The following is a 21,380-nucleotide window of genomic DNA, read 5'->3' as shown; positions in this document are numbered from 1 at the left end:
ATCGGGAGTATCAGGTGGCCGAGCTGGTGGCCCAGGGGCTGACGAACAAGGAAATCGCGCTCCGACTCGTGATCAGCAGACGGACCGCGGAATCGCAGGTCGTGCACATCCTGGACAAGCTCGGCTTCAGGTCACGCAGCCAGATCGCTGTCTGGCTCACGAACCAACCGGACCGTTAGGCGTTTGCCGCTCACCTGTGGGGTCCGTGTCTCACCAGGCCTTGGGTCTCAGCCCTGCACCGAGCGGTGGCGTGGGCTCAGGCTTGTCGGTGAGGTGGTGGGTTCACCAGATCTTGGGGGCGACGAGGTCGCGGGGGTCGTTGTGGGGCTGACAGCCGTGCGGCGTCTCGTCGTACTCGGTGGTCAGGCCGTTGGTGGCCAGGCTGCGCACCGCGCTGACAAGGCGGTCGACGTGCTCGCGCGTGGTGCCCAGTCCGAGGCTTGCGCGGACTGCGGTGGCCTCGGGCGAGTTGGCGAGCAGATGGCCGACCAGCGGGTGCGCGCAGAACTTGCCGTCCCGTACGCCGATCCCGTACTCCGCCGAGAGCGCCGCGGACACCAGCGTCGAGCTGACCCCGTCGATGGTGAAGCAGACCGTGCCTACCCGGTCGGCGTCGGCGCCGAAGATGTCGTACGTGTTCACGCCGGCGATCTGGGCAAGGCCGGTGCGGAGCCGGGCGAGCAGGCTGCGCTCGTGCTGCTCGATCGCCTCGCGGTGCTCGGTGATGGCGGCGCATGCGGCGGCCAGCGCGATCGCGCCGATCACGTTGGGGGAGCCGCCTTCGTGCCGGGCCGGGCCCTGGTTCCAGACGGTCGCGTCGCTGGTCACTGCAGCGGTCGCGCCACCGCCGAGGAGGTACGGGTCGGCCGCGTTGAGCCAGTCGGCCCGGCCGATCAGTGCGCCGGCGCCGTACGGGGCGTAGAGCTTGTGGCCGGAGAGTGCGACCCAGTCGACGTCCAGCTCCTGGATGTCGACCACGCGGTGCGGAGCGAGCTGCGCGGCGTCGAGGCAGACGCGGGCGCCGTGGGCCTTGGCGACGGCGGCGATCTCGGCGATCGGGAAGATCTCGCCGGTGACGTTCGAAGCGCCGGTGATGACGACCAGGCGGGGACCCTCGGGTGCTTCGCGCAGAGCGTCGGCGACGGCGGTGACTGCCGCTGCGTGGCTCGTCGGCGCTGCGAGCCTGGTGGTGCGCTCGGCGGGCCAGGGGAGGAGGGCCGCGTGGTGCTCCGACTCGAACACGATCACGGTCGCGTCGGCCGGTACGGCCCGGGCCAGCAGGTTGAGCGCGTCGGTGGTCTGCCGGGTGAAGATCACCTGGTCGTCGTCGCGGGCGCCGACGAAGCCGTGCACCTCGGCGCGGGCCCGCTCGTACCACTGGGTGGTGATCCGCGAGGCGTAGCCGTTGCCGCGGTGCACCGACGCGTACGACGGGAGCGCGGCCTCGACCGCCGCTCGCACCGACTCCAGACACGGCGCGCTCGCCCCGTGGTCGAAGTTCGCGTAGTCGGTCACGCGTCCGTCGGCCAGCGGGACCAGCAGGTCGCTCGCGACGGTGGCGGGGATGTTGCCGGTGGTGAGCTTGGCCAGGGCCGGCCGGGTGGTCACGGCGGTGTTGGCAGGCTCGAGGATGGAGAGGATCGACATGGTTCTGCTCCCGGGTGGTCCGCACTTGCCGAATCGGGGTATCCGAACGGCCGGGTCCTCACCCGGGGCACCCCACCGCGGTGGAGGGTTGCCGGCCAGCGAGCCGGGGCTTGACGCTGACACTCATGACCTGCCGAAGACGGTAACCAACGATCCGTGCTTCGCGCCAGCAGTCATCTCATTTATTGGGATACTCGCACGTATCGTGAGACGCCAGGCGTGAGCGGATGGGCTGTCCGGGGTTGTTGCTTAATGCAATGGCTCGCCAGGGGGCCGCTGGGGGAGGATGCGCGGATGACCTGGATCGCACCTGAGGTCGAGCGGCCCGAGGGCTCGCTCGTCGCGCCCGAGCGGGAGTTGCTCGCCGGCTACCTGAACTTCCACCGCACCACGCTGCTCCACAAATGCGCCGGCCTGACCGCCGACCAGTTGGCCGCCCGGCCGCTGCCGCCGTCGAACCTCTCCCTGCTCGGCCTGATCCGGCACGCCACCAAGGTCGAACGCATCTGGTTCCGCATCCACTTCGCCTCAGCCGGCCCAGCCGTCGCCGGCGCCGCCTCGACCGCTCCCGCCGACCCCGGTTCCCGGCTGGCCCCGGCCACCCCGGTTTTCGACCCGGCGCTCGGCAAGGACGCCGACTTCGAGTTGATCGACGCGAGTCGCGCCCAAGCGGAGTACGAAGCCCTGATCGACGAGTGGGCGCTGTCCGACAAGGCCGCCGACGGCTACTCGCTCGACCAGCAGTTCACCTTCCGTGACGAGGTCTCCTCGCTCCGGATGATCTACATCCACCTGATCGGCGAATATGCCCGCCACTGTGGCCACGCCGACTTCCTTCGCGAACATCTGGACGGCGTGACCGGCGCCTGAGGCCCCTGCGGACACGCCCGGCCGCGTGGGGCTGTGACGCTACGGATGGGGCGGTGTGATCGGCGTGTGACACGTGTGACTCGAGTGGTAGTCGGGGTAGCCTGCTAGACATGGCGACCCGCACGTCTTCCCCGGCGCGGGCGCGGAAGTCGGCAGCCAGCAGCCCCGCATCGGGCCGCTCGGCAGCTGGTGGCCGCTCCCGTCCGTCAGGCGCCCAGAAGCGTGGGCAGAGCACGAAGCGCAGTGGCTCCACCGCTGCGCGCACGGCTGTGCCCAAAACGAGCAACGCGGGTCCGTTCGCGGCCGCCATGCTCGCCCTCGCCAGAGGGCTGGTCAAGGTCTGGATCGGGATCGCCCACCTACTCGGCAGCATGGTCCGCGGTATCGGCCACGGCGCCCGCGACCTCGACCCGGCCCACCGCCGCGACGGCGCCGGCCTCACCCTGATCGGCCTGGCGTTCGTAGTCGCCGCCGCGATCTGGTGGGACATGCCCGGCGCGGTCGGCAAGGGCCTCCGGGTCGCAGTGGGCGGCAGCGTCGGCATGCTCGGCTGGGCCGTGCCGCTGATGCTCCTGTTCATCGCCTTGCGCACCATGCGTCACCCGGACCGCAATGGCCCGGCCGGACGTCAGGTGATCGGTTGGACCGCGGTCTCCCTCGGAGTACTGGGCCTGGTCCACATTGCCAACGGTCTGCCGCGTCCCGGCAACCCATCGGATGGCCGGCTGCAGGATGCCGGGGGAGCGATCGGGTACGTCGTCTCCTCGCTCCTGTCCGACCTCCTCACCCAGTACGTCGCAGCGCCGCTGCTCGTGCTGTTGTCGATCTTCGGTGCCTTGGTGGTGACCGGGACGCCGATTTACGCGATCCCGTTGCGGGTCCGTGCCGCGTTCGACGTACTGCTCGGACGTACTGAGCTTCCTGCCGACGCGCCCTCGGTGACCGCGGCTGCTGACGACACCGTCCGGCTGACTCGCAAGGAGCGGCGCGCGAAGGCCGCCCTGGACGAGGACGGCGAGCCGACCATCAAGCCGTACGACTCGCCGGTGCTCGAAGGCCGCGAGATCAACAAGCGCGGCCGCAAGAAGGCGCCGATCGATCCGGACGAGGAGCCGTACGACGTCGATGCCGACGGCGCTGCTGCTGCGGCCGGTGCACCGCCGATCTACGGTGCCGTCGCGGGTGCGATGAAGGCCGGTTCGAAGAAGGACTCCGAGCCCGAGCCTGCTCCGGAGCCGCCGCCGCACACGCCGTTGCCGCAGCGGGTCGAGCAGCTCAGCCTCTCCGGCGACATCACCTACACGCTGCCCGACGGCCAGATCCTCAAGCCCGGCTCGGTCCACAAGGCCCGCACGAAGGCGTCGGACGCGGTGGTCGGCAAGCTCACCGAGGTGTTCGACCAGTTCGGCATCGACGCCCAGGTGACCGGCTACACCCGTGGCCCGACAGTCACCCGGTACGAGGTCGAGCTCGGCTCCGCGGTCAAGGTCGAGAAGGTCACCGCGCTGTCGAAGAACATCGCCTACGCCGTGGCCTCGGCCGATGTGCGGATCCTGTCGCCGATCCCGGGCAAGTCCGCGATCGGCATCGAGATCCCGAACGTGGACAAGGAGATCGTCAGCCTCGGCGACGTGATCCGGTCCGCGACCGCGCGCAACGACCACCACCCGATGGTGGCCGGGCTCGGCAAGGACGTCGAGGGTGGCTTCGTCGTCGCCAACATGGCGAAGATGCCGCACCTGCTGGTCGCGGGTGCGACCGGCTCGGGTAAGTCGTCGTTCGTCAACTCGCTGATCACCTCCGTGCTGATGCGGTCGACGCCGGACGAGGTCCGGATGGTGCTGGTCGACCCCAAGCGGGTCGAGCTGAACAACTACGAGGGCATCCCGCACCTGATCACGCCGATCATCACCAGCGCGAAGAAGGCGGCCGAGGCGCTGCAGTGGGTCGTCCGCGAGATGGACATGCGCTACGACGACCTGGCGGCCTTCGGGTTCCGGCACGTCGACGACTTCAACAAGGCGGTCCGCGGCGGCAAGATCAAGCCGCCGCCGGGCAGCGAGCGCACCCTCACGCCGTACCCGTACCTGCTGGTGATCGTCGACGAGTTGGCCGACCTGATGATGGTCGCGCCGCGCGACGTCGAGGACTCGATCGTCCGGATCACCCAGCTGGCCCGGGCCGCCGGTATCCACCTGGTGCTGGCCACCCAGCGTCCGTCGGTCGACGTGGTGACCGGTCTGATCAAGGCGAACGTGCCGTCCCGGCTGGCCTTCGCGACCTCGTCGCTGGCCGACAGCCGGGTCATCCTGGACCAGCCCGGCGCGGAGAAGCTGGTCGGCCAGGGTGACGGCCTGTTCCTGCCGATGGGCGCGAGCAAGCCGATGCGGATCCAGGGCGCCTGGGTCACCGAGAACGAGATCCGGGCGGTCGTCGAGCACTGCAAGGAGCAGCTGCAGCCGACGTACCGCGAGGATCTGATCGCGCCGACCGGGCCGAGCAAGGACCTCGACGACGAGATCGGCGACGACCTGGACCTGGTCGTCCAGGCGGCCGAGCTGATCGTGTCCACCCAGTTCGGCTCGACGTCGATGCTGCAACGTAAGCTCCGGGTCGGTTTCGCCAAGGCGGGCCGGCTGATGGACATCCTGGAGAGCCGGGGTGTGGTCGGGCCGAGCGAGGGTTCGAAGGCCCGCGACGTACTGGTGAAACCGGACGACCTAGAGGACTTCGTCGCCACATTGCGAGGAGAGTGACCCGTGACCGCCCATACCGCGATGCCCCGGTCTGAGCAGCACGCTGTCGACATCGACCAAGCCACCCACGAGTTCACCGTCAAGGCCTCCCAGAAGGTGCACGGCGCGCTGGCCGTGGGCGCCGGGCTGGTCGCGATCGGTTTCGCGACCTCGGGGTCGACCAGCCCTACCGGCGTACTGCGCTGGATCGCCGCGGCCGCCTTCGCCGTGCTCGCGGTGATCTGCGCCCGGGCGCTGACCGTCGGCGCGATGCTGGTCGCCGACGAGGTCGGTATCCGGCTGCGGATCCGCAACGAATGGATCGGCACCCGGTGGGAGGAGATCGAGGAGGTCACCGTGCTGAAGCGGCGGCACCTGCTCGACGACGGCCGGATCGCGGTCCACCTGCTCGACCCCGGACCGGTGCTCAGCGAGATGCCGGCCGCGACTCGCAAGGTCACCGATGCCAACCGGCGGCTGACCGGCACCTCACTCGCGGTACCGTTCGGGTTGACGGCCAAGCCGTCCAACGGGGAAGTGGTACAGGCTCTGCACATGCTGGCTGACACGAGATGTCCGGTCAGGGAACAAGTCTGAGCTTCGCGTGACCCCGTCGAGCCCAGGGCGTTGACTGTTGTGACGTCGGCGCACTGGCAGCCAACTTCGTAGACGGTGGAGAGAGGTGGTGGGGCGTGAGCATCGGCAGCGAGCTCACGGCGGCCCGCGAACGGGCCGACATGACGATCGAGCAGCTGAGTACGTCGACCCGGATCAGATCCGGGCTGCTCGCCGCCATGGAGGCCGACGACTTCTCCCGCTGTGGCGGTAATTTCTACGCCCGCGGTCATATCCGGGCGATCGCCCGGGTGGTGAAGGCCGATCCGGAAGCGCTGCTGGCGAAGTTCGACGAGTCGCACCCGGCCCCGCAGCCGGACCGCGTCCGTCGCGAGGAACGCGCCAGCGACAAACGCCCGACCCTGCACTCCGCGCGCCCGCGCTGGGGCCTGGTCCTGGGCGCGATCCTGGTCGGCCTGATGGGCTGGGGCATCATGCGCCTGTTCACCCTCCCCAGCGACGTGGAAGCCAACGCCTCCAAAACCACGCCGACGGCTGCGGTCACCACCCCCGCCCCGAAACCCACCACCAAGCCCTCCGCGAAGCCGACCATCCCGGCAACGCCCAAGAAGCCCGCCGCCCCCCTCCGCACCAAGCTCTCCCTCACCGCCCGCGGCGACGGCTCCTACGTAACCATCCGCAACTCCAAGGGCCTCAAGCTCTTCCAAGGCGTCCTCGGCCCCGGCTCCACCCAGACCATCAACTACGCAGGCGAAATCCGGGTAACCCTCGAAAGCGGCGGCAACATCACCGTCTACATCAACAACACCAAGGTCACCCCACCCGCCAAACGCTTCACAATCCTCCCCACCGGCAAAATAGCCACCCCCGAGGACTAACCCCCAAACTCCTCACCCCCGCAAGCCCACGCACCCACGAGGACCACCCCCAAGGTCCCAGGCACCCGCGAGCCCCGTCGGACCCGCGAGGACCAACCTCGAGGTCCCAGGCACCCGCGAGCCCCGCCGGACCCGCGAGGACCAACCTCGAGGTCCCAGGCACCCGCGAGCCCCGTCGGACCCGCGAGGACCAACCCCCAAGGTCCCAGGCACCCGCCCACCCGCCGGGACCAACCACCTGCAAGCCCCGCCCACCACCGAGGACCAACGGCCGGCGAGGCCCGCCCACCACCGAGGACCAACGGCCGGCGAGGCCAGGCCCCACACGTCTGGCTGCGATGCGGCGAATCCAGACCCGGCAGAGAGTGGTGAACATGCCCGCCCACGCCTTCTGCCGAGGAACCAACCACCAAGGCTCCCGGACTAGTCCCCAAAGGCCCCCGCACCCGCAGCCCGACCAAGCGCGAGGACCAACCACCTGCGAGTCCCGGCCACCTCGTGGTCGAACCGCAAAGGCCCGGCACCCGCAGCCCCGGCTACCCCTAGGACCCCACCCTCGACGAGCCGGCCACCTCCGAGCGCTCACCACTCGCGAGGCCGAACTACTCGCGAGGGTGAACTACTCGCGAGGGTGAACTACTCGCGAGGGTGAACTACTCGCGAGGGCGAACTACTCGCGGTGACGGGGCACCCGGGACCACACGTCAGTTCCTGTCACTCCTCGCGCCCGCAAACTCTGCGCGCACCACCCGGAGCCGACTAGCGTCGAGTCAGTACGTTCGCCCCGCGAAGCCGACCCAAGGCCCCGCCCCGGCGAGCCCTCCGTCCCCCAGGACTGGGGAGGATCCTGCCCCCAAATCGGCAGATTCGCCTCCCCACCTCCCACCAAACTCCTCCCCAACCTCGCACCCGCACACATTCGCCAGCCGACAGCTCAACCTGCACCTAGCGGACGCCATGCCCCAGAACGCCAGCCACAGCCTCCAACTCGAACCCCAGCGCGCGAGGCCCAACCCCGATCCCGCCCCCGGACCGCAGCCCCCGACCGCAGCGCCCGCCTCCAACGCCCGACCGCCGCGCCCGGCTCCAACACCTGATCGTGCGGCCGGCTCCAGCGGCCGATCGTGGCGCCGGGCTGCAGCGCCTGACCGCAGCGCCTGACCGCAGCGCCGGGCTGCAGCGTCCGATCGCAGCGCCCGACCGCAGCGCCGGGCTGCAGCGTCTGACCGCAGCGTCGGCTCCGACGTCTGACCGCAGCGCCGGACTCCAGCGCCGGACTTCAGCACCCGGCTCCAGCGCCTGACCCGCAGTGCCCGGCTCCGACGGCTGACCGCAGTGCCTGGCTGCAGCGTCTGACCGCAGTGTCTGACCGCAGCGCCCGACCGCAGCGCCTGGCTGCAGCGTCTGACCGCAGCGTCCGGCTCCGACGTCTGACCGCAGCGCTGGCTTCAGCGCCTGGCCGCAGCGCCGGACTCCAGCGTCCGATCGCCGCGCCGGACTCCAGCGCCCGGCCGCGGCGCAGCAGCGCAGCGGCGGAGAGGTGGAGGTGGCGGAGGGGTGGAGGTGGCTGAGGTGGCTGAGGTGGTTTGGGTGAGGTCTTGGCTTTGGAGGGTTGGGGTCGTGTTGACGTGGGGTTCTGTCGGTGGGGTGGGAGGTGGCTGCAGGGTATGGCGCGTGAGGTTGGGGTGGATGGCGTTGATTTCGGTGGGGTTGGGGGAGGGGTCATACTCGTGGGTGATGACTACGACTCCCACCACCGTCGCCCTGGTCACGCTGGGCTGTGCTCGCAATGACGTCGACTCCGAGGAGCTGGCCGGCCGGCTCGAAGCCGGTGGCTTCCGGCTCGTCGAGGATGCCGCCGAGGCCGACACCGTGGTGGTCAACACCTGCGGATTCGTCGAGGCCGCCAAGAAGGACTCGGTCGACACCTTGCTCGCCGCCTCCGACTACAAGGAGTCCGGCCGCACGCAAGCTGTCGTAGCCGTCGGCTGCCTGGCCGAGCGCTACGGCGAACAACTGGCCGAGGCGCTCCCCGAGACCGACGCCGTCCTCGGCTTCGACGACTACGCGGACATCTCCGAAAAACTCCGCTCGATCCTCGCCGGCACCAAACACCAGTCCCACGTCCCCCGCGACCGCCGCAAACTCCTCCCACTGGCCCCCGCCGACCGCGCAACCGCCCAAGGCGTAGCCCTCCCCGGCCACGGCGATACCGCCCACCAGCCCCCGAACGCCGCCACGCAGGGCCTGAACGGCGACACCGGGGCCAACGCCGCGCAGGATCTGGACGGCGACACCGGAGCGGGCTCGGGGCGCCGGCCGAACAGCGACACCGGGGTCAGCGAGACACCGGGAGTGCTTGGCGACACCAGGGCCACCGCGCAGCAGATCCTGAACGGTGCGGGTGACGACGCCCAGCGTGAGCAGGGGCTGAAGGGTCGTACGGTCAAGGCCTCTGATCCCGCTGAGCTGACCATCGACGCTCCCGATCTCGCCTCGGCGCCGGCCAGCGGTCCGCGCATCGTTCGGCGTCGGCTGGATGGCGGGCCGATGGCTCCGTTGAAGCTGGCGTCCGGTTGCGACCGCCGGTGCGCGTTCTGTGCGATCCCCGCCTTCCGTGGTGCGTTCGTCTCCCGCCGCCCGACCGAGGTGCTCGGCGAGGCGCACTGGCTCGCCGAGAACGGTGTCCGCGAGGTCTTCCTGGTCTCCGAGAACTCCACCTCGTACGGCAAGGACCTCGGCGACCTCCGCCTGCTCGAGACCCTGGTCGCAGAGATCGCCGAGGTGCCAGGCTTGACCCGCGTCCGCGTCTCGTATCTGCAGCCCGCCGAGATGCGCCCGACCCTGATCACGGCGATGGCCTCGACCCCCGGCGTCGTCCCGTACTTCGACCTCTCCTTCCAGCACGCCTCCGGCCCGCTCCTGCGGCGGATGCGTCGCTTCGGTGACTCCGAGCGCTTCCTCGAGTTGATCGCCCAGGTCCGCGCCCAGGCGCCGACAGCCGGCATCCGGAGCAATGTGATCGTCGGCTTCCCGGGTGAGACCGAGGAGGACGTGGACATTCTCTGCGACTTCCTTTCCCGCGCCGGCCTCGACGCGATCGGGGTGTTCGGCTACTCGGACGAGGACGGCACCGAGGCGGAGACCTACGACGGCAAGCTCGACGAGGACACCATCGCGGCCCGCCTGGACCGCGTCACCCGGCTCGCCGAGGACCTGACCTCGGCCCGCGCTGAGGCCCGCATCGGCGAGACCGTCGAGATCCTGGTCGAGTCGATCGACGGCGACACCGCCGAAGGCCGCGCCGCCCACCAGGGCCCCGAGGTCGACGGCTCGACGACCCTCACCGACTTCCCGGCCGACCTCGCGATCGGCGATCTGGTCACCGCCGAGGTGGTCGGGACCGAAGGCGTCGACCTGATCGCCGCCTTCGGCGCGCAGGTACGCACCCGAGAGGGCGTTCCGGCAGCTAACCTGACCGCGTGACGATCCCGCCGACGAACCCGGTGCCGCGAGCGGCCGCCGGCCAGCTCAGCGCGCCCAGCGCCTGGAATGTGGCGAACGCGCTGACCGTCCTGCGGCTCGTCCTGGTCCCGCTGTTCGTCTGGCTGTTGCTCCGCGACGCCGGTGCGAGCGACGGCAACCGGCTGCTCGCCACCGCCGCCTTCGTGGTCGCGATCGTCACCGACCGGTTCGACGGCGACATCGCGCGCCGCTGGAACATGGTCACCAACTTCGGCAAGATCGCCGACCCGATCGCCGACAAGGCACTCACCGGGGCAGCGTTCATCGGCCTCTCGATCCTCGGCGACCTGCCCTGGTGGGTCACCATCGTCGTGATGGTTCGCGAATGGGGTGTCACCGCGCTCCGGTTCTGGGTGATCCGGCACGGCGTGATGCCGGCCAGCCGCGGCGGCAAGCTCAAGACGGTCCTGCAGGCGATCGCCCTCGGCCTCTACCTCCTTCCGTGGCACTCGGTCGCCGTCGTGCACTGGACCGCGATCGTCTTCATGGCCGCCGCCGTCATCGTCACGATCATCACCGGCCTCGACTACGTAGGCCGCGCCCTCCGCCTCCGAGCCGCCGCAAAGCGCCCGCTCCCGTGACCGCGAACCAAGCTGACTCCCAGGAGCTGTTGCTGGGGCTGGTTGCGCGGTTGAAGGAGCGCGGGGAGACCCTCGCGACGGCGGAGTCGCTGACCGGCGGCCTGGTCGGCGCCGCGTTGACAGACGTGCCAGGCGTGTCAGCGGTCTATCGAGGCGGAGTCGTCGTCTATGCGACCGATCTGAAGGCCACCCTGGCCGGCGTCCCAGCGGATCTGCTGGCCGATGTGGGCCCGGTTCACCCTGACACGGCCGCTGCTCTGGCCACGGGTGTCCGGGAGCGCCTTGGGGCCACCTACGGGCTAGCCACGACCGGTGTGGCCGGTCCGGACCCGCAGGCGGGTATCGAGGCCGGCACCGTCTACGTGGCGGCGGCGGGGCCGAGCACAGTACGGGTCCGGAAGCTGGCTCTGAGCGGTGATCGGGCGGCCGTCCGGCAGGGGAGCGTGCAGGCCGTCCTGGAACTCGCCGCCGACTTGGTGGCGGAAGAACTGGCTTGATCGGGGTGTTGAGACCACCATGGGAACAGGTAGGGCAGACTGGCACGGCGCACCGAAGCTGGACATTGCGAGGAGTAGTGACCCGGCAACGGGTACCGTTGGTCCCCACGGTCGAGCTACGGTGCGAGTAGGTTCGGTCCGACAGGCGGAAGGGAGAAACCTCATGGTGCTGGTTCGTGGCCTCCTGGGCGACGTCCTGCGGCGCAAGCGGCTGCGCCAGGGGCGCACTCTGCGCGAGGTGTCCGCTGATGCTCGGGTGAGCCTGGGCTACCTGTCCGAGGTCGAGCGTGGCCAGAAAGAGGCGTCGAGCGAGCTTCTCGCCGCCATCTGCATGGCACTGGAAGTGCCGCTGTCGACGGTCTTCGCCGAGGTGAGCGAGGATTTGGCCCGCGAAGAGGCCCTGGTGCTGGCTCATCCGGCCATCGAGCCCGAGGTCGTTGCCTCCGCTGCCTGACCCTGGCAGCTCACGGACGTTCATCGTCCGCTCTCCAGCCACGGCGTCCTGGTCGGCCAGACCAGCTGTAGTGCCGCGATGGGTGGCTCTCCAGGCTGCCTGAACATGGTGTTCGCGGTGTAGAGGTGTGTGCTCGAGTCCGGCACCCGGAGCAGCCGCGGCTGCAGGAGATCGCCGAGGTCATCGCCTTCGTCGAACCGGCGCCCGGACAGCACCGCCTCCGCGAGCGGCTGGAACTCGCCCGCGACGAAGCCCGGATGGCAGTTGAAGGTGACGAACTCCGGGTGCCCGTACAGGCTCATCCCGAGGGTGTAGGCGTAGGCCGGATTCCGGTCGTCCGCACCCTCGATGAACTGCACCGTCCAGCCGTGCTTGCGGATGTTGCTCCGCAGTCGCTGCTCGTACTCCGGATTCGTGACGCCGCCGCAGATGTCGCACATGAACCTCTCCTCTCGGACTCGAACAAATGTTCGACTCGTCAGGGAAGGTATCCGGCTGCCCGTCGGATCAGCGGTTCGTCCACAGGCGGATTTCAGGGTTCGGGCTGGCAGGTGGGACACCAGTAGCTGACCCGCTCCCGGGGTGGCTCGCCGATCGGCGCCGTCCGGATGGTCGTCCGGCACCGCCGGCACGGCTTGCCGGGCCGCTCGAACACATAGGACCGCTGGCCGGGCCGATCAACGCCCGTCGTCACCTGGGCCGCGTGCCGGAGGTTCGCCTTCATCAGCCGGCGACTGAGATCCACCGTCGCTGCCAGATCGACGGACCCCGCCGTCCGCCATGGATGCAGACCGAGCAGGAAGCAGACCTCGGTCCGATAGAAGTTGCCGATCCCGGCCAGATTCCGCTGATCCAGCAGAGCCTCGCTGATCGTCCGCTCCGGCTCAGCAGCGAGGTTGGCCAGCGCTAGCTCCCGATCGAAGTCAGGTGAGAGCAGATCCGGCCCCAGATGACCCACCACGGTGTCTTCCTGCTCGGTCGCGACCAGCTCCAGCATTGGCAGCCGATACCCCACAGCTGTCCAGTCAGCGGTCCTCAGCACCGCCCGCACCTGATGATCCGGACCGCCCTTCCAGGACTCGCCCGGCCGGTACAGATGCCAGCTGCCGTCCATTCGGAAGTGACTGTGGATGGTCAGCCCGCCGGACAGCCGCATCAGCAAGTGCTTGCCCTTCGCAACAACTTCGAGCATGGTTCGCCCGCTGAGGTCCGTGGTGGCCAGCGTCGGTACCCGGAAGTCCGTCTCGATCAGCTCATGCCCTCCCAAGGCCTGATCGAGGCGCTTGCATGCGCGCCAGACGGTATCTCCCTCAGGCATGGCTCACGCCCGGAGCCGCAGACCGCGCGGAGTCGCATGGAACCCGGCCTTGGCCAGCGCATCACCGAACGCCGTATGCCGCACCTGTTCGCCATCGGCCGTCTCCACGCTGAGCTTGCCCAGGTGCCCGTCCCTGATCGCCAGCGCCAGCGCATCCACGGCCGGTTGCAGCAGCTCCGGATCCTCAGTGAAGCTCAGCACGGTCCGCCCGCCACGCTCGACGTACACGATCAGTCGCCCGTCGACGAGCATCACAAGTGCGCCCGCCTTCCGTCCAGGTCGATGCCCGCCCGCGTTCTCCCGCTCGGGCCAAGGCAGTGCCGCGCCATAGGGATTGGCCGGATCAGAAGCAGCCAGTACTACGGCACGCGCCGCAGGCTCCTCCTTCGCCCGACCGCCGGCCCCCGACCGAACAGACCCAGACCCCAAGCCACCAGACCCAGACCCACCGGAACCCAGCCCTCCAGTCGGCAACTCGGCCATCGCCCGCAACCGGTCGACCGCCCCCGGTAACGCGAACTGTGCAGCCCCCAGCCCAGCGACGAAGTACCCACGCCGGCACCGCCCGGACTCCTCGAACGCGCTCAGCACCTTGTACACCGCCGCGAACCCGCCTGGCGTCCGCTCTGTAATGACCGAGCCACGCGTGACGATCCCATAGCGATCAAGCAACGTCTCCGCCGCCGCATGGGCTCGTCTGGTCGCATCCTCATTGCGCTCGGGCAGCAACGACCAACGCCCACCTGCCGTCGGCGGACCGCTCCGTGCAGGCATCGCCGGACGCCCCGGCCTCAACGGACGCCCAGGTCGCGCGCGAGGTGTAGTACGACGCGTGCGGTGGGTGCCCCGACCGCCGCCGACCAGCGACCGTACCGGCGCCAAGGTGTCGTTGGTGAGATGCCCGGCCCAGACGAGATCCCACAAGATGCCGACCATCGTCTCGTCGTCGACCACCCCAGCCGTCGCGCCGACGACATCACTCAGTTGCCGGAAGAAGAACGCGCCGCCACCGGCCAATGCGTCCAGCACCGCTTGATGGGTCTCGCCGATCTCGAAGGACGGATCCGGATCGGGCAGCGTGAGGTCGCTGTTGTCCGCGAGGTGCAACGAGACCCAGCCGTCCGTACCGGGCAAAGACCCAGACCCGGCCCACACCACCTCACCAGTCGCCGTCAGCTCGTCCAGCATCGACGGCTGGTACCCCGGGACTCGCGACGGCAGCACAATCGACTCCAGCGCTGACGCAGGGACCGCACAGCCCGCCAGTTGCTCAACTGCACCCAGCAGCACGTCGTACCCACGGCCGCGACTGCTGGTGATGCCTTGCCAGGCAGGGAGGAATCGCGCGAGCGCGGACGGGTCGACCGGCTCGACCTCCTTGCGCAGTGCGGCGAGCGACCGGCGACGGAGCAGCCTCAGGACCTCACTGTCGCACCACTCCATCGCGATTCCGCCAGGCAGGAATTCGCCCTCGACCACCCGCCCGGCCGCTGCCAGCCGACGCAGAGTGTCGGACACGACCGCCACGCCGATGCCGAAGTGTGTCGCCAGATCGATGGCGCGGAAAGGCCCGTGGGTGCGGGCATAGCGCGACACCAGATCGCCCATCGGGTCCGCCACAGACTCAGCGTGGGCTTCGGCGATCCCAGGAGGCAGCGGCACCCCGAGCGCGTCACGCAACCGCGCGACGTCCTCGACCACGGCCCATCGATGCTCGCCGGCAATCCGCACCCGGACCACTCGACGAGCGGCGGCGAGCTCGGTCAGCCAGGCTTCGGCATCCGAGCCGTCGACGCATCGTTGGGACGCTTCGTTCAATGACAGCGGCCCGATCAGGCGTAGTACGTCGAAGAGTCCTTCGCCGTCGCGGGCACGCCGGTCCTCGGCGAGGCGTTGCAGCTCGGCCTCGGTGCGCAGTACGACCTCGGCGTCGAGTAGCTCGCGCAGTTCGGTGCGGCCGAGCAGCTCGGTCAGCAGGCTCTGGTCGAGTGCCAGCGCTGCGGCACGCTTCTCGGCGAGCGGGGTGTCGCCCTCGTACATGAACGCGCCCACGTACCCGAACAGCAGTGACTTCGCGAACGGCGACGCCTCGGGCGTCTCCACCTCGACGACGGAGATCCGCCGCTCGCTGATGCCGGTCAGCAGGTCCTTCAGCGCGTCCAGGTCGTAGACGTCCTGCAGCACCTCACGCAGCGTCTCCAGCACGATCGGGAACGAGCCGTACTTGCTGGCCACACTCAACAACTGCGCCGACCTCTGACGTTGCTGCCACAGAGGTGATCGCTTGCCGGGGTTTCGCCGGGGGAGCAGCAACGCCCGCGCCGCACACTCACGGAAGCGCGCCGCGAAAAGCGCGGAGCCGCCCACCTCCGCAGTGACCAGATCCTCGATCTCTGCCGCGTCGAAGAGCACCAAGTCGGCACCCGGCGGCGGCTCATCCGTCTCCGGCAGGCGCAGCACGATGCCGTCGTCACCGGAGACCGACTGCGCGTCCATGCCGTACCGCTCGCGGAGCCGAGCAGCGATCGCCAAGGCCCAAGGACCGTGGACCTGACCTCCGTACGGCGAATGGATGCAGACCCGCCAGTCGCCCAGCTCGTCCCGGAACCGCTCGACCAGGATCGTGATGTCGTCGGGCACCCGGCTGGTCGCTTCGCGCTGCTCACCGAGATAAGCCACCAAGTTGTTCGCCGCGTACTCGTCGAGGCCGGCGTCACGGGCCCGCTTGATCGCCTTCGCGGGAGGCAGTGCGGCCATCGTCCGGACGAAGGCGCCGGTCGCAGCTCCGAGCTCGGCCGGCCGACCGACCGCGTCGCCCTTCCAGAACGGCAGTCGTCCCGGTTGCCCCGGGGCGGGGGAGACCAGCACCCGGTCGTGGGTGATGTCCTCGATCCGCCAGCTCGACGCTCCCAGTGTGAAGACGTCGCCGACCCGCGACTCGTAGACCATCTCCTCGTCGAGCTCGCCGACCCGGTGATTGGTCGACTCGCCGACCAGGAAGACGCCGAACAGCCCGCGGTCCGGGATCGTGCCGCCGCTGGTCACCGCGAGGCGTTGCGCACCGGGCCGGCCGGAGATCTCCCCGCTGACCCGGTCGAACACGATCCGCGGCCGCAACTCGGCGAACTCGTCCGACGGGTAGCGCCCGGACAGCATGTCCAGCACACCGTCGTACGCCGAGCGGGGCAACGACGCGAACGGGGCGCAGCGGCGTACGAGGGCAAAGAGCTCGTCCACGTCGATCGAGTCGAGGGCGACGATCGAGACGATCTGCTGGGCCAGCACGTCGAGCGGGTTGGCCGGGATGTGCAGGCTCTCGATCAGGCCGTCGCGCATCCGCTGGACCACCACGGCCGTGTCGACCAGGTCGCCGCGGAACTTCGGGAACAGCACTCCACGAGAGACCGCGCCGACTTGGTGGCCGGCCCGGCCGACCCGCTGCAGCCCGCTCGCGACCGATGGCGGCGCCTCGACCTGGATGACCAGATCGACCGCGCCCATGTCGATGCCGAGCTCGAGGCTGCTGGTCGCGACCACGCACGGCAGCCGGCCGGACTTCAGATCGGACTCGATCAGGCCACGCTGTTCCTTGCTGACCGAGCCGTGGTGGGCTTTGGCAATCACTGGGGGAGCCGCCAGGGAGGCACCCGACTGAGCCATCACCTGAGCCGGCGAGCCGGCCTCGGGCAGCTCGAGCTCGGCCCGCTCGGCGGCGATCTCGTTGAGCCGGGCGGTCAGCCGCTCGGCCAACCGGCGCGAGTTCGAGAAGACGATGGTCGAGCGGTGGGCCGAGATCAGGTCGAAGACGTGCTCCTCGACGTGCGGCCAGATCGAGGCGTGCCGGGGCTGACCGGCGGCCGATCCCGACGTCTCGACCTCGGTGTTGGCCAGCTCGGCCATGTCCTCGACCGGCACGACGACGCTCAGGTCCCATTGCTTGGTGAACTTCGGCTGCACGACCTTCACCGGCCGGCCGCCGCCCAGGAAGCGCGCCACCTCTTCGACCGGCCGGACCGTCGCCGACAGCCCGATCCGCTGCGCTGGTTTGGGCAGCAGCGCGTCGAGCCGCTCGAGCGTCAGCGCCAGGTGCGCGCCGCGCTTGGTGCCGGCGACTGCGTGCACCTCGTCGATGATGATCGTCTCGACGCCCCGCAGAGACTCCCGCGCCTGCGAGGTGAGCAGCAGGAACAACGACTCCGGCGTCGTGATCAGGACATCGGAGGGTTTCGTGGCGAAGCGCCGGCGCTCGTTGGCCGGCGTGTCACCCGAGCGGACCGCGACCTCGACGTCGATCGGGGCCTCTCCCAGCCGGCGGGCGGTCTCCCGGATGCCGATCAGCGGTGCGCGCAGGTTGCGCTCGACGTCGACGGCCAGCGCCTTCATCGGCGACACGTACAGGACCCGGCAACGCAGCTTCGGATCCTCGGCCGGTGGCACCGTGGCCAGCCGGTCGAGCGCCCAGAGGAAGGCCGCCAGCGTCTTGCCCGAACCCGTCGGGGCGACCACCAGCGCGTCCCGGCCCGCGGTGATCGCGTCCCACGCCTCGAGCTGGGCCGGGGTGGCCGCTTCGAAGACGTCGTCGAACCACGCCCGGGTCGCGGGCGAGAATCGGCTCAACGCGCTGGATTTCTGCACGATGCCCATCTTGCCCGGCCGCTCCGACAATTTCCGGCCGGACCTTGGCAGCGGGCTGTCCCCGGCTTCTGGAATGATCGTCGGCATGAAGAACCGCGTGCGCCTCGCGCTCGTCATCATCGCCTGCCTGGTCGGCCTGACCGGCTGCGTGAAGCTCGATGGCGACCTCAAGGTCAACTCCGACGAGACCGTCTCCGGCAGCATGAAGATCGGCCTGGACAAGCAGCTGGCGTCCAGCAGCGGCCAGTCGCTCGACCTGCTCCGGCAATCGGTCGAGAAGGGGCTTCAGCAGACCTCGACCGAGGGCGTCACCTGCAAATCCTTCGAGGACGACAAGTACGTCGGCTCGAACTGCACGTTCGACGACGTGCCGTTCCGCTCGATGGGTCAGTCGACCGACGAAGGGGTCGGGTTCCGCAAGGAGGGCGACAAGTTCTTCGTCTCGATCAAGGACCTCGGTCTGGACGGCGATACGAACGGCATCACGCCGGTGGTGAACTTCAAGATCACCATGCCGGGCAAGATCCTCGAGCACGACGCGGGTGCCAAGGTCAGCGGCCGGACGGCGACGTACGACAGCCTCGACAAGCTGGGCAAGGTGTCGCTGACGTCGGAGGCCGGCAGCAGCTTCCCGGCCTGGGCGCTGATCCTGATCATCGTGCTGCTGCTCCTCGGCGGCGGTGCCGTGGCCTTCTTCGTACTTCGTGGTCGCAAGGCCAAGACGCAGCAGCAATACGGCCAGTACGGGCAGTACCCGGGCCAACCGCAGGGCCAGTGGGGCCCCCAGTACGGTGGCCAGCCGGGTGCGCCTGGCCAGTACGGTCCGCCGCAGGGCCAGCTTGGTGGGTACGGGCAGCCTGGTCCGTACGGTCCGGGCCAGCAGGGACCATACGGTCAGCCGGGCCAGCCGCCGCAGCAGTACGGTCAGCCTGGTCCGGGGCAGTACCCTGGGCAGCCGCAGCCTCCGCAGCAGGGTCAGCCTGGCCAGTGGGGACCGCAACAGCCGCCGCAAGGTCCGCCTCAGCAGGGCCAGGGTGGTTGGGGTCAGCCGCCGCAGGGACCGCCCGCACAAGGTCAGCCTCCGCAGGGCCAGCCCCCGCAGGGTCGGCCTCCCCAGGGTCAGCCTCCGCAGCAGGGACAACCCCCGCAGGGACAGCCGCCTCAGCAGGGGCAGGGTGGCTGGGGTCAGCCGCCGCAGGGCGGACAGCAAGGCGGCTGGAACCGGCCGCCGGACAACGATGGGCAGTAATGAGACTGACGGAGTTCTGGACCCGGATGGACAGCCATCTGGGTCCTGCCTACTCGCGAACCTGGGCGGAGACCCAGGCGCTGAGTGAGCTCGGAGGCCGCACGGTCGACGAGGCCCTCGGCGACGGTGAGTCCGCCAAGGAGGTCTGGCGCGCCGTCTGGGCACACCTCCAACTCCCGCCCAGCGAGCGCTAGCTCTACTGGCCAGCCCTATCGGTCACGACCGCTAGCGCGCCCAGCCCTGTTGATCGCCCAACTGGCGCCGCTGCGCAGTTGTCAGTTGCCGGCCAGGGCTCGCTCGGGTTCGGGGTCGCCGAGTTGCTCTGGCGCCGGATCGTGCTTCTGGGCGAGTTTGCTCGGCCACCACAGGTGCCGCCCGATGTCGAGGTTGAGTGCCGTCACCAGCACCGACCGGACGACGATCGTGTCCAGCAGAACGCCCAGGGCGACCGCGATGCCGATCTCCGCGAACGCGACGACCGGCATCGTCGCCAGTACGGCGAACGTGCCGGCCAGCACCAGCCCTGCCGAGGTGATCACCCCACCGGTCGCGGCGACGCCGATCAGCGCCCCGCGCCTGGTCCCGTGCACCTTCGACTCCTCGTGCACCCTGGTCATCAGGAAGATGTTGTAGTCGATGCCCAGGGCCACCAAGAAGACGAAGACGAACAACGGCAGGGAGCTGTCGGCGCCGTTGAAGCCCAGCAGGTGATGGAACACCAACGAGCTGATTCCCAGGGCCGCGCCGAAGGACAGTACGACGGTCGCCACCAGCATCACCGGCGCCACCAGCGCTCGCAGCAGCAGGGCGAGGATCAGCAGCACCACCGCGAGCACGACAGGGATGATCACCTTGTTGTCGTGACTCGAGGCCCGTTGGGTATCCAGCACGATCGCCGCACCACCGCCGGCCAGCGCATCCGCACCATCGACAGCGTGGACGGCTGCCCGCACTCGATCGACGGTGTCCTTCGCTGCTTGGGTGTCGACCGCATCGGTCATCGTGCCCTCGATGTAGGCGAGCCCACTCGAGGTCTGCGGCTCAGCAACTGACGCGATGCCCTTGACCGACGACATCGCAGTACGGATCTCGGCGGCGTGATCTGCCTTGGCTACGACGACCAGCGGGTTCCCTGCGCCCGCTGGGAAGTGCGCCGCGACCACCTTCTCGCCGACTACCGAGTCCGGAGTTCCAGTGAAGGACTCCTCGTTCGACAGCCCGTTGGCGTCAAGGGTGAGCATCCCCAACGCAGCAGCGCCCAGCAGGACCGTGGTCGTGATCCAGGTGAGCCGCGGCCGTACTGCGATCCGTCGCCCGATCCGTCCCCACACACTCGTCTCTGTGTGGTCGTCCGACCCGTACGTCGGCCGGAGCGGCCAGAACACCCAGCGGCCGCATACCACCAGCAGTGCAGGCAGTAGCGTCAGCATGGCGAGTAGGGCGACCACGATGCCGACCGCTGCCACCGGGCCGAGGCCACGGGTCGAGTTCATCGAAGCGAGCAGCAGGCACAGCATGCCGGCCACCACTGTCGAGCCCGATGCGAAGATGGCCGGCCCGGATCGGTGCAGGGCAAAGGCCATCGCCTCATGACGGTCCTCATGCCGCCGGAGCTCTTCTCGATAGCGAGCCACCAGGAGCAGGGCATAGTCCGTCCCCGCGCCGAAAACGAGCACGGTGAGGATGCCTGCGCTCTGTGCGTTCACCGTGAGGTCTGCCTTGGTCGCCAGCAGGTATACGACAGCCTGCGCGGCGAACAGCGCAGTACCGGCTGAGATCAGCGGTAGCAGCCAAAGCACCGGGCTTCGGTACGTGAGCAGCAGGATGACGATCACGACAGCGGCCGCGGAGTACAGCAGCTTGCCGTCGATACCGGCGAACGCCTCCTGCGAGTCGGCAGCGAAGCCACCAGGGCCGGTCAGGTGGAACGACAGGCCATCAGGTCGGTCGGCGGCGACTCGGCGGATGTCGTCGGCTCTGGCGCCGATCGTGTCCCAACCACCGTCGCCTGCGTTGATCGGTACCAGGACCTGCAGCGCCTTGCCGTCGTCGGAGGGGATCGGCCCGACCACCTCGCGGTCGACGTTCGGCAACTTCCCGTACTCCGCCGCGTGCCCGGTCACGGCCTGCTTGTCAGCCTCGGTCAGCCCACCGGGTCGCTCGTAGACCAGCACCGCAGGGATCTCGTCAGGTGATGAGAACTGAGCCGTCGCCTTCAGCACTTCGGTGGACTCGGCATTGCCGGGCAACCAGGACACTGCGTCGTTGTCCTGAGCACCGGTGAGCTTGCCGGCCGGGCTGAAGCACACCGCGACCGCCACGATCCACAACCCGAGCACGATCCACTTCGACACCTTGCCGCATGGCAGCGCCGCGAGCCGCCCTGTTCCAGCCATCCGAAACCACCCCCACGTC

General features: G+C 69.3%; 16 protein-coding genes and 1 riboswitch. Of the genes, 11 read left to right on the top strand and 5 right to left on the bottom strand.

The window, feature by feature from the left end:
- Positions 1-14: 14 nt before the first annotated feature.
- Entirely contained in the window at positions 15-179 is a 165-nt protein-coding gene (locus tag ABD768_RS05545) for a response regulator transcription factor (protein ID WP_343968230.1), read from the top strand.
- A gap of 103 nt (positions 180-282) precedes the next feature.
- Here ABD768_RS05545 and ABD768_RS05540 read toward each other — a convergent pair whose 3' ends face one another.
- Positions 283-1,647 carry an aminotransferase class V-fold PLP-dependent enzyme gene (locus ABD768_RS05540; protein ID WP_343968228.1) on the bottom strand — a complete coding sequence of 455 codons (1,365 nt, stop codon included), beginning with the start codon at positions 1,645-1,647 and terminating at the stop codon, positions 283-285.
- Positions 1,648-1,663: 16 nt separating this feature from the next.
- A riboswitch (SAM riboswitch) is annotated at positions 1,664-1,778 on the bottom strand.
- Between the two features lie 163 nt (positions 1,779-1,941).
- Here ABD768_RS05540 and ABD768_RS05535 point away from each other — a divergent pair.
- The 8 genes from ABD768_RS05535 (at position 1,942) to ABD768_RS05500 (ending at position 11,763) form a co-directional block, all read left to right on the top strand.
- Positions 1,942-2,517: a DinB family protein gene (locus ABD768_RS05535; RefSeq protein ID WP_344837974.1), complete on the top strand. Its 576-nt coding sequence runs from the start codon at positions 1,942-1,944 to the stop codon at positions 2,515-2,517.
- Between the two features lie 110 nt (positions 2,518-2,627).
- Positions 2,628-5,273 (top strand): FtsK/SpoIIIE family DNA translocase, encoded by a 2,646-nt coding sequence (locus tag ABD768_RS05530; RefSeq protein WP_344837971.1) that lies wholly within the window; start codon positions 2,628-2,630, stop codon positions 5,271-5,273.
- A 3-nt stretch (positions 5,274-5,276) separates the two neighbouring features.
- On the top strand, positions 5,277-5,849 hold the full coding sequence (locus tag ABD768_RS05525; protein ID WP_343968224.1) for a hypothetical protein: 573 nt from the start codon (positions 5,277-5,279) through the stop codon (positions 5,847-5,849).
- 95 nt (positions 5,850-5,944) lie between these two features.
- The gene (locus tag ABD768_RS05520; RefSeq protein ID WP_343968222.1) at positions 5,945-6,706 is read left to right on the top strand and encodes a helix-turn-helix domain-containing protein; all 762 of its coding nucleotides are present in this window, start codon (positions 5,945-5,947) and stop codon (positions 6,704-6,706) included.
- Positions 6,707-8,443: 1,737 nt separating this feature from the next.
- Positions 8,444-10,192 carry a MiaB/RimO family radical SAM methylthiotransferase gene (locus ABD768_RS05515; RefSeq protein ID WP_343977486.1) on the top strand — a complete coding sequence of 583 codons (1,749 nt, stop codon included), beginning with the start codon at positions 8,444-8,446 and terminating at the stop codon, positions 10,190-10,192.
- Entirely contained in the window at positions 10,189-10,812 is a 624-nt protein-coding gene (gene pgsA / locus ABD768_RS05510; RefSeq protein ID WP_343977489.1) for a CDP-diacylglycerol--glycerol-3-phosphate 3-phosphatidyltransferase, read from the top strand. Before ABD768_RS05515 ends, pgsA begins: the two co-directional genes overlap by 4 nt.
- A complete protein-coding gene (locus tag ABD768_RS05505; RefSeq protein ID WP_344837966.1) occupies positions 10,809-11,309 on the top strand; it encodes a CinA family protein in 501 nt (166 codons plus the stop codon). Before pgsA ends, ABD768_RS05505 begins: the two co-directional genes overlap by 4 nt.
- A 163-nt stretch (positions 11,310-11,472) precedes the next feature.
- Positions 11,473-11,763 carry a helix-turn-helix domain-containing protein gene (locus tag ABD768_RS05500; RefSeq protein ID WP_328322728.1) on the top strand — a complete coding sequence of 97 codons (291 nt, stop codon included), beginning with the start codon at positions 11,473-11,475 and terminating at the stop codon, positions 11,761-11,763.
- Between the two features lie 20 nt (positions 11,764-11,783).
- On the opposite strand, the gene ABD768_RS05495 is transcribed toward ABD768_RS05500, so the two are convergent.
- The 3 genes from ABD768_RS05495 to ABD768_RS05485 form a co-directional block, all read right to left on the bottom strand.
- Complete coding sequence (locus tag ABD768_RS05495) at positions 11,784-12,203, bottom strand: DUF4262 domain-containing protein (RefSeq protein ID WP_344837963.1); 420 nt, start codon at positions 12,201-12,203, stop codon at positions 11,784-11,786.
- Positions 12,204-12,295: 92 nt separating this feature from the next.
- The gene (locus ABD768_RS05490) at positions 12,296-13,081 is read right to left on the bottom strand and encodes an Fpg/Nei family DNA glycosylase (RefSeq protein WP_344837960.1); all 786 of its coding nucleotides are present in this window, start codon (positions 13,079-13,081) and stop codon (positions 12,296-12,298) included.
- A 3-nt stretch (positions 13,082-13,084) separates the two neighbouring features.
- Entirely contained in the window at positions 13,085-17,725 is a 4,641-nt protein-coding gene (locus tag ABD768_RS05485; protein ID WP_344838659.1) for an ATP-dependent helicase, read from the bottom strand.
- Between the two features lie 76 nt (positions 17,726-17,801).
- Here ABD768_RS05485 and ABD768_RS05480 point away from each other — a divergent pair, with 76 nt between their 5' ends.
- Both ABD768_RS05480 and ABD768_RS05475 read left to right on the top strand, forming a co-directional pair.
- Positions 17,802-18,965: an LppM family (lipo)protein gene (locus tag ABD768_RS05480; RefSeq protein WP_344837957.1), complete on the top strand. Its 1,164-nt coding sequence runs from the start codon at positions 17,802-17,804 to the stop codon at positions 18,963-18,965.
- Positions 18,965-19,159: a DUF3046 domain-containing protein gene (locus ABD768_RS05475; RefSeq protein ID WP_343977506.1), complete on the top strand. Its 195-nt coding sequence runs from the start codon at positions 18,965-18,967 to the stop codon at positions 19,157-19,159. The genes ABD768_RS05480 and ABD768_RS05475 overlap by 1 nt, the downstream gene beginning before the upstream one ends.
- An 81-nt stretch (positions 19,160-19,240) precedes the next feature.
- Here the strand turns inward: ABD768_RS05475 and ABD768_RS05470 are convergent, their stop codons facing one another.
- Positions 19,241-21,361, bottom strand: a complete 2,121-nt coding sequence (locus tag ABD768_RS05470; RefSeq protein ID WP_344837954.1) for an MMPL family transporter — start codon at positions 21,359-21,361, stop codon at positions 19,241-19,243.
- Between the last annotated feature and the right edge of the window lie 19 nt (positions 21,362-21,380).

Origin of the sequence: Kribbella ginsengisoli, assembly GCF_039537185.1 — a bacterium.
In the GTDB taxonomy this organism is placed as follows: Bacteria; Actinomycetota; Actinomycetes; order Propionibacteriales; family Kribbellaceae; genus Kribbella; species Kribbella koreensis.
This window is presented reverse-complemented; position numbering and strand designations above follow the sequence as displayed.

What these genes read in the sequence shown, in the direction of transcription:
- ABD768_RS05540 (WP_343968228.1), bottom strand. Translation starts at nt 1,647, where the DNA reads ATGTCGATCCTCTCCATCCTCGAGCCTGCCAACACCGCCGTGACCACC.
- ABD768_RS05535 (WP_344837974.1), top strand. Translation starts at nt 1,942, where the DNA reads ATGACCTGGATCGCACCTGAGGTCGAGCGGCCCGAGGGCTCGCTCGTC.
- ABD768_RS05530 (WP_344837971.1), top strand. Translation starts at nt 2,628, where the DNA reads ATGGCGACCCGCACGTCTTCCCCGGCGCGGGCGCGGAAGTCGGCAGCC.
- ABD768_RS05515 (WP_343977486.1), top strand. Translation starts at nt 8,444, where the DNA reads ATGACTACGACTCCCACCACCGTCGCCCTGGTCACGCTGGGCTGTGCT.
- ABD768_RS05500 (WP_328322728.1), top strand. Translation starts at nt 11,473, where the DNA reads ATGGTGCTGGTTCGTGGCCTCCTGGGCGACGTCCTGCGGCGCAAGCGG.
- ABD768_RS05495 (WP_344837963.1), bottom strand. Translation starts at nt 12,203, where the DNA reads ATGTGCGACATCTGCGGCGGCGTCACGAATCCGGAGTACGAGCAGCGA.
- ABD768_RS05490 (WP_344837960.1), bottom strand. Translation starts at nt 13,081, where the DNA reads ATGCCTGAGGGAGATACCGTCTGGCGCGCATGCAAGCGCCTCGATCAG.
- ABD768_RS05485 (WP_344838659.1), bottom strand. Translation starts at nt 17,725, where the DNA reads ATGGGCATCGTGCAGAAATCCAGCGCGTTGAGCCGATTCTCGCCCGCG.
- ABD768_RS05480 (WP_344837957.1), top strand. Translation starts at nt 17,802, where the DNA reads ATGAAGAACCGCGTGCGCCTCGCGCTCGTCATCATCGCCTGCCTGGTC.
- ABD768_RS05475 (WP_343977506.1), top strand. Translation starts at nt 18,965, where the DNA reads ATGAGACTGACGGAGTTCTGGACCCGGATGGACAGCCATCTGGGTCCT.
- ABD768_RS05470 (WP_344837954.1), bottom strand. Translation starts at nt 21,361, where the DNA reads ATGGCTGGAACAGGGCGGCTCGCGGCGCTGCCATGCGGCAAGGTGTCG.